The 10,537-nt window shown below is 48.0% G+C and carries 8 protein-coding genes; all 8 read right to left on the bottom strand.

Going from position 1 to position 10,537, the window contains the following annotated elements:
- Window positions 1-134 precede the first annotated feature (134 nt).
- Window positions 135-830, bottom strand: a complete 696-nt coding sequence (locus KQJ19_RS20005) for a fimbria/pilus periplasmic chaperone (protein ID WP_103765894.1) — start codon at window positions 828-830, stop codon at window positions 135-137.
- Window positions 827-2,443 carry a fimbrial protein gene (locus KQJ19_RS20000; RefSeq protein ID WP_103765893.1) on the bottom strand — a complete coding sequence of 539 codons (1,617 nt, stop codon included), beginning with the start codon at window positions 2,441-2,443 and terminating at the stop codon, window positions 827-829. The genes KQJ19_RS20005 and KQJ19_RS20000 overlap by 4 nt, the downstream gene beginning before the upstream one ends.
- 4 nt (window positions 2,444-2,447) lie before the next feature.
- Window positions 2,448-4,940, bottom strand: a complete 2,493-nt coding sequence (locus tag KQJ19_RS19995; RefSeq protein WP_216404041.1) for a CS1-pili formation C-terminal domain-containing protein — start codon at window positions 4,938-4,940, stop codon at window positions 2,448-2,450.
- Between the two features lie 47 nt (window positions 4,941-4,987).
- Entirely contained in the window at window positions 4,988-5,665 is a 678-nt protein-coding gene (locus tag KQJ19_RS19990; protein WP_046276284.1) for a hypothetical protein, read from the bottom strand.
- Window positions 5,666-5,718: 53 nt separating this feature from the next.
- The gene (locus KQJ19_RS19985) at window positions 5,719-6,306 is read right to left on the bottom strand and encodes a common pilus major fimbrillin subunit EcpA (RefSeq protein ID WP_046276283.1); all 588 of its coding nucleotides are present in this window, start codon (window positions 6,304-6,306) and stop codon (window positions 5,719-5,721) included.
- A 595-nt stretch (window positions 6,307-6,901) separates the two neighbouring features.
- Window positions 6,902-7,621, bottom strand: coding sequence for a Crp/Fnr family transcriptional regulator (locus KQJ19_RS19980; RefSeq protein ID WP_047498426.1), 720 nt, complete (start codon window positions 7,619-7,621; stop codon window positions 6,902-6,904).
- Between the two features lie 280 nt (window positions 7,622-7,901).
- Window positions 7,902-9,155, bottom strand: coding sequence for a glutamate-5-semialdehyde dehydrogenase (gene proA / locus KQJ19_RS19975; protein ID WP_103765891.1), 1,254 nt, complete (start codon window positions 9,153-9,155; stop codon window positions 7,902-7,904).
- Window positions 9,156-9,166: 11 nt separating this feature from the next.
- Entirely contained in the window at window positions 9,167-10,270 is a 1,104-nt protein-coding gene (gene proB / locus KQJ19_RS19970; RefSeq protein ID WP_003031373.1) for a glutamate 5-kinase, read from the bottom strand.
- Between the last annotated feature and the right edge of the window lie 267 nt (window positions 10,271-10,537).

Below are 10,537 nucleotides of genomic sequence, written 5' to 3'. Positions count from 1 at the left end.
TCTTAATTACCGTGACGTTGAGTGCAAATGACTAAAATTTCATCTGTGCCGAGCTGATTACTGCATTGTATAAAGACAGTTACAGTATAGGTTCGATATCTAACCATGACATATCGGATCAGAATTAATGCTTACTATTGATTGAGTTTGAAGCACCCCTGACCTACTGGTATGTATTTCTGCAATGCAACGATAAATTTCCGGTTTTTTGATTTCAATTCGCTACTACGCCAGGTTTCACCCGGCAACACATAACGCATGGTGGCTTCATCATCGGTTGAGTTGCACCCCAGGTGTACGATGATTTTAAAAAAAGTATTCCCGGTGTTTTTCAGTGTTCCGTTTGCCTCATCAATGGTGTAGGCCAGATTCATTTTTCTCGGGCGAACAACCAATATGGTGTCCATAGCGATCACCGGGAGAGCCTGCCCTCCTTTCCCTTGATTACGCTCGGTAAACAGCGTTATCGGCATTTCACGAAACAGAATTCGGTAATAGCGTTCTTTATCATCCTGCGGTCCACGGTAGAAAATCTTAAAAAACTCACTCGCCTGCGGAGCCAGTGAAAAATTCAGCGGCGTAAACAGAAGTTCGCCTTCAGCAATGGCACTTCTGTTTTCACCTCCCGGTCCGGGCTTATCAATTTTTACTGCGCCAATACTGTACAAATTCTGTTTCTGGCTATCGTTATAGATCCGTTTGCTGATAAATAATTTATCCGATGGCATCTCATAAATGGTCGACTCCAGGTAGACAGCCTGTGCGGAGAATATAGTCAACCCGGAAAGTAAGATAAATACCCATCTAAACACCAAACGGCAGCGGTTCATGGCGTCACTCCCACCCAATTCGCCGTGACTTTTATCTCTCCACTGGCACTGACAACACCTTCCCAATCTGTTCCGGAAACAGTTAACATCGACCGTGAATCATTCATTGGGAAAAGCAGTTTCAAATCAGTAGCATAATAGCTTCCATCATCATTGTTATTTGCGTCCCAGGGCGTCTGTTGCCACTGCGCATCGCTCATATTGATTGCTGCTTCACTACAGCTATTTCGTTTCTTCACCACGCCCCCCGACTGACTGTTGTACTGCAGAAAAGCGGGGATTGGGACTGACAGCCCGCCTTGAGGGGAGGTAAACAGACAGTAAGGCACACTGTTTATCGTCGTACTTTCTCCGATAACTTGCGCGGTAATGCTATCAGCCTGACGAGGACCGGAGACTGTCACGGTGTAATCTATTTCTATAGGAGCGGCGTCGCCAATCGTGCCACTGCCGCTCGCAGAAGCGGTGTTGTCTGAAGAGACGATACTGATCCCATACTCCTTCGGCACAATATTGATCTGTAGCGAAGGCGTAAACTGGTAGTGCCCTGACTCAGGTGTTAAGCCATTATAAAAACCGAAGGTAAACGGTTGAGTGTTAGTAATGCTGATTCCTGAATCGACGAGTTTTTTCAGGAATACCTTTGACAGAAAAATATATATGTACTCTCCAGAGGTCGTGAAAACGTTGTAATAAGCAGTTGAAGTACCATAGTTATACCAGTTTGAACCATTCCCGGAGTATTTCACGGTGGCCGGTCCAGGCGTAAAACCAAGCATCGCCGTGTCGACATAAGCGCGAAACGTCAGAGAGGCGGTCAGATTGGCGGTTTGTTGCAGGTTATAATTTACCATTTTGCAAATCACGCCGTCTTCTCTGCCTACCACGCCAAGCTCGCAATAACCAGAGTCTTTGGTGATGCTCGGCGTACCGTCGCTGGCAACCCAAAGTTCCTGAAATGCATTAGTCGATACCAGTGACAGATGACCACGTTTGGTTAACGTATAATTGACGTAATTCCATAATCCTTTCGATTGATCTTTGCAACGTTGCCCGGAAGAATAATCATAATCCACGGAAGTATAACAACGGTTGAACACATAGGTTTCGCTGCTACCGGTAGGCACATTGCGAAAGTACTCATAGGCAGTATCCGTCAGGGAAGCGAATCCGTAGGCGCCACCAATAACGCCTGCGACAGATCCTACCTGCGCATGATAAAAGCCGTTTTTATCAGTGCCTTGCCCGGCAATAAATCCAGTTGATGGACACTGGCTGCCGCTATAACAACGGATCCCCCGAAAAGGCCCGTTAATCGGGGAATTATCAATCCACATGTCCTGATAATAATTTCCTGGCGCAGTCCAGATGACAAAACCTAAATACCCGAGACTCACCTGAGAGGTACCGTATTTTATCCATGTGTTTGAACCGCTGAAACGCGGATCGAGTGCGGAGGGGGTGATAAAGTATTCACTATCAATGGCATTTTCAATAAACAAATAGTTATTACTGACTGAGCCGGAAGATACTGCATTTAAAGCCAAAGCAGGCGCAGGCGTGAAACTCCCCACGGCACAGATTACAGTAGCTACTTTAATTAATACTTTCATTTTATTACCTCTGCGCCATCGTGGTTTGCGTGGCACATTTCACATCACCAACCCACGCTGCGCCGCGTGCTTTTTCCAAATCGAGATCGGCTTCGCATAGGCTGCCATTGGCTGAAATTAACGTGATGACTGGATACTTCTTATCGATATCGATAGCAAACTCCCCTTTTTCATCCGTACGCGTTTTACCGATGTGATTATGAATATCGGTGTTTGCAGCTAACTGCCCATCGGGATAACGAATACGCCCGAATACGGTGACCATACTTTTCACTTCAGGGTTGATAACACCCACGTTACCCGGATATAGCGTCAGTTCCTGTTTGCGCCCTGAAACAATATCAAAGCTGTCTTCAGAGTTTTTATCATTGAGGATCTCCAGCTTGTACTGAGCATAAGGCGGCAGTGCAATGAAATTTGATTTACCGCTGAGAAGATAATTTCGGTTATTAATCTTCGCAGCCAGTTTCCCTTCGCCGGTCAAATCGGTTTTCACAATAATGCCTGACCTTTGCCTCTCTTTACTCAGACCGAAATCTTTTCCTGCCCACGCCAGGGAACCTTGAGAAGAGAAGTTCATATTGGTGGAGTTGTCCGCAGAACGCGTTACCGATACGGTGCCGGCGTTATATTTCGTGTCATAACTCAGATTGCCGTTTACCGAGTAATTATTGTCGTAATACTGCTCGCCACTCAGGCGTGTCGAAGCCGACAATCCGACCGATTTAATGGGGCCTTCAGCATACTGCTTGCGCGCGCTGAGATTACCCTGAGTGCTGCCATAGCGATCCCGGGAGACGCCCATGCTCATCCAGGACGCCAACGGCAACGATAAATCCAGGCTGACATAACGTTCCTGTCGCCCATCGTCATTCCGGTTGTTGTAGTAATAACGCTGAATACCTGCGCGCAACCCAACCGTGGCATACTTGCCTGAATAAAGGTTCGTGCTGTAGTCCAGGTTACGGTATTTATTTCCCGAGTAGCGATTCTCCGTCTGGCTCACGGTAAGCGAGCCGCCGTGAGGAATAAACTTCCCGAGGTTAAGAGTGCCACCAATGGAATAATTGTCACGCTCCTGCATGGACAGACGGTCGCCAATTTTACTGTCTTCACGAGATGCCCAAAGGGAACCATATCCCTCGGGGATATTGAGATTGATATTACTGATGTTTCGCCATGACGAATCGTTCGCTACCAGCATCTGATTGCCAATGCTTACGTATTCATTCACATTGAGCGTAACATCCGTTTCATTAACCGTATTGTTTCCAAAACCGTAGAGCGTAGATTTCAGGCCCAGCCCCGACAATATCGCCAGCGTCACCGATGCGGCACCGCCGGCAATCCAGGTCTGCTCATTGCCTAAATCCTGATAGTGGTTTCGCTTATAACTCACACGGTCATAATCCAGTGAGCCACCAAACAGTTGCCATGAGAGCTGATCAATTCCGGCAGCCTGCTGGCGGGCAAAGATTTTATTAACCCGACTGATACGACTATTAATTGTCCGGCCATTGACCACGATATCTACCGTGACATCATAAACACCATACGGGAAACGACTGGTATCAATTTCATAACTGCCCATATTAAAGTTCTGTACGCTGAGCAAACGCCCGTCACGAAATACATGAACCTCGCCAGCGGCTGGCAAAAATACGGTAATTGGCGTGAGCGAAAGCGAGGTATTCTCAACAACCGTACTTCCTTTGTTTCCGTAGCTTACGCCGTAAATTTTCCCACCATTCAGCGCATTCAGGCTGGCAATAGACTGGACATTCCAGGTGTCGAGCATCCCGAGCGCCAGTCGATATCCGTCATAATCACGCTCATACATCGCGCGATAGAGTTTACTGGTGCTGTTGCTGTCGCCTATGCCGTAAAACGAACCGTTAATGTTGACATGGTGTTCACGCAGCGATGTTGTATTGTCCATCGTCAGATAGCTGCGGGTACTGCTGCCGTTATGATAATCGTTGTAGTAGGTGCCAAAGTTATAGTTCAGGACGTTAGAGAGAGTCTCCACGCTGGAAGGTCCAAGCAGGCTGCTACGTGCGACAATCGCTTCAGTTAACGCATCTTTGCTGACAATCATCTCCAGGTGAAATGAGGAGACGTTGAGTTGCAGACGTGCATCATTCGATAGCTCGATATTGGTGTTATCGTGAAACTTCACATCACGAATTTTTTCCACCAACGCGCGGGTTTTTCCAGATAACACGGCATTATTGGGCAATTCAGCAAGAGTCAGGGCTTTAACCGTAATATTGCCATCAACAAGGGAAATCACCGCATCGGCAACTTTTTGCTGACTTTTCTCGTCAGTCTCGTGGTAACGAATATATACCGGCACCGTCATTCCCTGCTCCAGTGAACGGGCGAAAGCGCTGGGGATAACGTAATTACCCACTTTTACTGGGGCTGCATGTGAAAATTCTGGTGTCAGCGCAAGAAAAAGACAAATGCTACCGCCGACAATATTTGTTGTTGTCATCTGCATCCTTACATTCCGGTAATTTTATTTATCCCTGCTATTGACCATCACTTCACTGTAATAAACTGCTTACCGTGCCAGATACCGATGCGTGAACGGCTATTACTAATGTCGGTAAACTGTAATTTTATTTTTGTACCCGGCATAATGTAATAACGTTCGCGACAGCCTCGTCCCCGATCGCGAGCCTTATCTTTACAAGCCCCATAGGCGATCACACGAAACGAAACATTGCCGGTATTGGTAATAACATCGCCATTTCGGCTATATTCAAAACGCTCCTTGCGCGGCGCGACTACCAGGATAGTGCCAATTTCAGCCGACGCTGTTGCAACAGCCATTTTATTCGCCCGGGTTTCCGCGCTCTCGGTGACCGGCTCATCTATCCATTGCAGACGATAATAACGCTCGACATCATCTGCAGGTCCTTTATAAAAGAAACGAAAAACATCCTTCGCCTGACCTGGAAGAATAAGATTGGCAGGTGTAGAGAGTAGTTCTCCGGAATTAACGGGCTTTATTTCGATTCCCCCCGCCAAAGGTGATGACAATTGTTTTACCGAAACACTGACATAACGCGCCGCATCTGTCGTATTGATAATTTCTTTCGATAATGAACTCTCAGCAGAAGTCATGATCGATGTGATTTCACCAACATTAATTGCCCATCCGGGAAAAGATGCTACTAACCCTACCAACATCGCTGCCGGTAAATATTTTTTCATGACACCATTCCTGATAAATTCGGGAGAACAAATTCTCCCGAATTTTTTATTACTTAGGCAGACGGAGTCGTCCAGGTTGCATTGAACTGTACTTTTACATCGCCAGTCCAATAGCCGTCTGGCAGTGCAGAGTAATCTGCTACTGTCTGACTACCATCAGAAGTCGCTGACGCGATGGTGAATTTGAAGTTGGATTGATCGCTGACACGATCGGCACCGTTATAAGCGCCATCAGCCATCAAGCTTTCAAGACCAGAAGTGGAGCTGGAGTTAACAAGGACAGTATCTGATGAATTAGTCAGCGCAGTGCCATTCCATGCCACCCCTACGTTCAGGGTAGAAGCATCACCACTGGCGTTGATCAGAGTGTTACTAATAATCTGAGCAGTCAGTTCAAAATCAGTTGCCGTCTCCTGACCCTGAATCGTCACATCAAAAGCACCGTCCTGAGAGTTGAAGGCATTCAGCCCTTCAGCATACTGGAAAGTTAAAGAGTTCAGCGGGGTGACAACCAACATGCTGGTGGTATCTTTCGTTGCCGTCGCGTCCCACGAGGCTGTTGCAGAAGCAGTAACATCTGCCATTGCATTTGCTGCAACAAATACAGAAGCCAGAGATGTTACTAATAATATTTTTTTCATTTTATCTTCTCCTAAGAACAAACTCACCACCGAGTCTTATTATTAAGTCACTCCAGCGGTTCCATTAATTGCGAGCCAGAATTGCCGCGCCAGAAAATTATCATTTGGATTAAGTAACATCTCAACAAACCCTAAAACGTAAAAATTACAAAAAACTAAGAATTTTCCTATAAAAAACATTATCTAAGAAGTTTCCTAAGATATAATTACTTAAAATATGTACATTTTTAGAATTATTATCCACACAAACAATAAAAACCAAACAATTCATCTTTTTTAAGTTTTTGATAAATATCAAAAAGATCATACAAATAGCCCAAGAGTAAAACCCTTAAAAAACATAAAGATAATTAACATCCACATACTCTCTCTATAATGTTTATTATTTGTTGCAATCATGCTAATTTTTTAACTTCACAAGAAAATTCTCATGAAATATTTATTTAAGGGGGAATATTCTTATAAAAATAGCGCTGACCTGTAGGATTATCATTCGAATTGATAATTATTCCACATAAATAAAACCAGGAATTTTCCATATAAAATGAATATTCCTGGAATATCAAGAGATAAATAACGCACGGCAAAGATAGCGTTAGCTGAAACCTTTTAACCCCAAATAACTATTAATTGTTACCGTACGGACCCGATGTAAGCTAATCAACTTTTGATGTTCGAGGGATTTTAATGAGCGGCTAACGGTTTCAATTTTAAGATCGAGATAACTGGCAATTTCCTCCCGCGAGAATGGCAAGCGAAGCGTCGTTTCTGGCCTGCCAATACGTAAATGCATTTCGTAAAACTCCACGAGGAAAGCGGCGATTCTGGCCTCAGCATGTTTATTGGCATAACGCCGTAGTTTTTCAACAATGAATCCATTGTCCCTGCAGAGAAACTTGATGACTGCCGCTGCAACCGACGGCTCCTTTTCTGCTGCCTTGAACAACCGCGCAATATCGATATGACATACCTCCGCAGCCGTTGCAGCCTTGATCGTTGTCAGATACTTCCCCCCCTCAACAGCATCCAGCGCCATGATGTCTCCCGGAACATAAAAGCGACTGATAAAATCGTTATCACCACATTCCACGCTGGACGTGCAGTACCCCTCGTGAATAACAAAAAGCATGTCCGCGGCTCCATCCTGCCGGGCGAGTATCTCCCCCGCTTTAAACTTCCTTCTTTTGTCTATTAATCGGTATTGATTATCACGATCAATCGCCGCGCCCTTTGGACACAGTGAACAATGGCGGGGGGGAAACGGGTTGCCGAGTGGCACAACAGGAATGCTATGTTTGTGAATATCCGATTTCACGCAACTACTCCTCATAAAAATGAGACTGATTCTAATAGATTAGACCATAGGAACAATACGTGAGCCGCAGACCCAGAAAATTCATGCTGGCAGGGAAAATTCTGTGATACGTCGTCTTTCAACGCCAGGGAGCGCATGGCTAAAAACCAGACTGATGCGGATGATGATAAAACACAGGATAGAAAACAAATGCGGTAGCGGGGTAAAAGGTAGAATTAACCGAGCAATGCCTTAACAGACCTGAAAATCATAGGCCTATTATGGCATCGCCCGTTTTCAATTACGCGCGAATCGTGTCGTCACCGAAGCCAACCCACTTATAGGTGGTCAGTGCTTCCAGACCCATTGGGCCACGCGCGTGCAGTTTTTGCGTACTCACTGCCACTTCCGCCCCCAGTCCGAACTGGCCGCCATCGGTAAAACGAGTAGAGGCGTTAACGTACACGGCAGAAGAGTCCACTTCATTCACGAAACGATCGGCGTTACGCAGGGTGCGCGTCAGGATGGCATCGGAATGCTGGGTCCCATGCTCGCGAATGTGGGTGATAGCATCGTCCAGATCGGTAACGATTTTCACGTTCAGATCCAACGACAGAAACTCGTCGTCATACTCTTCGGCTTTCACCGCAACCACGTTAGCGGGCCCTGCCTGCAATGTGGCCAGCGCGATGTCGTCGGCATGCAGCGTGACGCCACTTTGTGCCATCTGCTGGCTCAGCGCAGGCAGAAAACGCGCAGCGATATCCTGATGCACCAGCAGGGTTTCTACGGTGTTACAGGTGCTCGGACGCTGGGTTTTGGCGTTGACGATAATCTTCAGCGCCGGGTCGATCTCCGCGCTATCATCAACATAAATATGACAGACCCCAATGCCGCCGGTGATGACCGGGATAGTCGACTGCTCACGGCACAGCTTATGCAGACCCGCGCCGCCGCGAGGGATCAGCATATCAATGTACTTATCCATACGCAGCATTTCAGCGACCAGCGCGCGGTCCGGGTTATCTATCGACTGCACGGCTGCAGCGGGTAAACCACAGGCTTCCAGCGCCTTTTGGATAACCGCCACGGTTGCCGCATTCGTCCGGTACGTCTCTTTCCCACCGCGCAGGATCGCCGCATTACCGGTTTTCAGGCACAGGGAAGCCACGTCAACGGTGACATTTGGACGCGCTTCATAAATCACGCCAATCACGCCCAGCGGAACGCGACGACGTTCGAGACGCAGGCCGCTATCCAGCAGACCGCCGTCAATCACCTGCCCGACCGGGTCGGCGAGATTACATACCTGACGCACATCGTCGGCAATCGCTTTCAGACGCGCCGGAGTCAGCGCCAGGCGGTCGAGCATCGCGTCGCTCAGGCCGTTGGCTCGCGCTTGCTCAACATCTTGTACGTTCGCGCTGAGGATGCTTTCCGTTTGCGCTTCCAGCTCATCAGCTATCGTTTCCAGTACGCGGTTTTTTTCGCGACTGGAGAGCAGCGCCAGCTTGTATGACGCAGCTTTGGCAGCAATGCCCATTTGTTCCAGCATATGCCTGTTCCTTAACGGGTAATCATGTCGTCGCGATGAACAGCAACCGGACCGTATTCGTAGCCCAGGATGGTGTCGATCTGTTGTGAGTGATGTCCGGCAATACGGCGCAGCGCATCGCTGTTATAGCGGGTAACGCCGTGGGCAATATCGCGCCCTTCGAGATTGCAGATGCGGATCACTTCACCACGAGAGAAGTTGCCTGTCACGCTTTTAATACCTTTTGGCAGTAATGAACTGCCACGCTCCAGAATCGCTGCGGTCGCCCCCTCATCAACGGTAATTTCCCCGGCTGGCGGTGCGCCGAAGATCCAGCGTTTACGGTTCTCCAGCGGAGAGGCCTGTGCATGGAAACGCGTCCCAACGGAAACGCCTTCCATCACGTCGCCAATTACGCCCGGCTTGCTGCCTGCGGCAATAATGGTGTCAATCCCGGCGCGGCATGCAACATCAGCGGCCTGCAGTTTAGTTCCCATACCGCCGGTTCCCAGACCCGAGACGCTATCACCGGCAATGGCGCGCAGCGCATCATCAATACCGTGAACGTCTTTGATCAGCTCAGCCTGCGGGTTGGTGCGCGGATCGGCGGTAAACAGCCCTTGCTGATCGGTCAGCAGCAGCAGCTTATCGGCCCCGGCCAGAATCGCCGCCAGCGCTGAAAGGTTGTCGTTATCACCGACTTTAATTTCGGCGGTCGCTACGGCGTCGTTCTCATTAATGACAGGAACGATGTTGTTATCCAGCAGCGCGCGTAGCGTATCGCGGGCGTTAAGGAAGCGCTCTCTGTCTTCCATATCCGCACGCGTTAGCAGCATCTGTCCGATGTGAATACCGTAAATCGAGAACAACTGTTCCCATAGTTGAATCAATCGGCTCTGCCCTACCGCCGCCAACAGCTGTTTCGAGGCTATCGTTGCCGGGAGCTCAGGGTAACCCAGATGCTCACGTCCGGCAGCAATCGCGCCCGAGGTAACGATAACAATACGATGCCCTGCGGCATGGAGCTGCGCGCACTGGCGAACCAGTTCTACGATATGGGCGCGGTTCAGGCGGCGCGATCCGCCCGTTAACACACTGGTGCCAAGTTTTACCACCAGCGTCTGGCTGTCACTCATGATTCTCTGCCATTCAAAATTGGGGAAAATGATATCAAACGAACGTTTTAGCAGGACTGGCCCCGGTTGCCAACAACCAGCGCACAAAGCATGAAATTTTATTGCGCAGGATCAGCAAGCGTAGCGGCAGATTTTGACGCATTTATTACAGAAACAAAAAAACATCCTTTTTTAAAAATATTCTTACTTTGTCATAAAACGTTCATTACCAGACGTTAAAAACCCTCCTGTCTTTTAACGGGGATCACACCCAGTGAATATTAGCGC

This window comes from Citrobacter sp. S46_ASV_140, from assembly GCF_018919545.1.
GTDB classification, from domain to species: domain Bacteria; phylum Pseudomonadota; class Gammaproteobacteria; order Enterobacterales; family Enterobacteriaceae; genus Citrobacter; species Citrobacter braakii.
This window is presented reverse-complemented; position numbering and strand designations above follow the sequence as displayed.

Bases quoted from the DNA above. Each gene is read 5' to 3' on its own strand.
- KQJ19_RS19985 (WP_046276283.1), bottom strand. From the start codon at position 6,306: ATGAAAAAAATATTATTAGTAACATCTCTGGCTTCTGTATTTGTTGCA.
- KQJ19_RS19995 (WP_216404041.1), bottom strand. From the start codon at position 4,940: ATGACAACAACAAATATTGTCGGCGGTAGCATTTGTCTTTTTCTTGCG.
- proA (WP_103765891.1), bottom strand. From the start codon at position 9,155: ATGCTGGAACAAATGGGCATTGCTGCCAAAGCTGCGTCATACAAGCTG.
- KQJ19_RS20000 (WP_103765893.1), bottom strand. From the start codon at position 2,443: ATGAAAGTATTAATTAAAGTAGCTACTGTAATCTGTGCCGTGGGGAGT.
- KQJ19_RS20005 (WP_103765894.1), bottom strand. From the start codon at position 830: ATGAACCGCTGCCGTTTGGTGTTTAGATGGGTATTTATCTTACTTTCC.
- proB (WP_003031373.1), bottom strand. From the start codon at position 10,270: ATGAGTGACAGCCAGACGCTGGTGGTAAAACTTGGCACCAGTGTGTTA.
- KQJ19_RS19990 (WP_046276284.1), bottom strand. From the start codon at position 5,665: ATGAAAAAATATTTACCGGCAGCGATGTTGGTAGGGTTAGTAGCATCT.